The organism is Colwellia sp. BRX10-1 (assembly GCF_014077545.1).
In the GTDB taxonomy this organism is placed as follows: domain Bacteria; phylum Pseudomonadota; class Gammaproteobacteria; order Enterobacterales; family Alteromonadaceae; genus Colwellia_A.
Genome location: NZ_JACGWC010000105.1, coordinates 1 through 455 on the forward strand (window position 1 = coordinate 1; position 455 = coordinate 455).

A 455-nucleotide genomic window follows, 5' to 3' on the forward strand; every position below is an offset into this window, starting at 1 on the left:
TGGGGTTAAAATCCAAGATGATGGAGCTTTAATTGGTCTTCCGCAGAAATATGAACCTGCATCATTTGATCTTAAATCATTAACTCTTCAAATTGCAGATAAAAAATTAATTATGCCAGAGTGCCTTTCAAAGTATTTTGGAGATAATAGTACATTTATGTATTCATTGGATATATCAAGTTCTTGGTATCATAATTTAACGCGTTTACCACCATATTTAAATATGACTATAACTCCCGACACTCAAAATATTGAATATACTATTAGGTTTAATATGAACACCTTAGAAGTAATGAAAGGGTATAGTTTGCCTAAAAAAAGAGGAGTTCAAGGTGTCAGCTATAGTTTAGAACCACTTGGCTTTACATCAGAGTGCTTAAAATCTATTAAAATAGTTTCGGTGGAATAAACACCTAACAAGGGTTTTCAAGTCGGACAAATTACAGTTGGCTTTT

Annotated in this window: 1 protein-coding gene; it reads left to right on the plus strand. The window is 32.1% G+C overall.

Annotated features, from left to right (window positions below; translation table 11 throughout):
• On the plus strand, nt 1-409 hold a 409-nt coding region (locus H4J75_RS19735), incomplete at its 5' end, for a hypothetical protein (protein WP_182223072.1).
• Between the last annotated feature and the right edge of the window lie 46 nt (nt 410-455).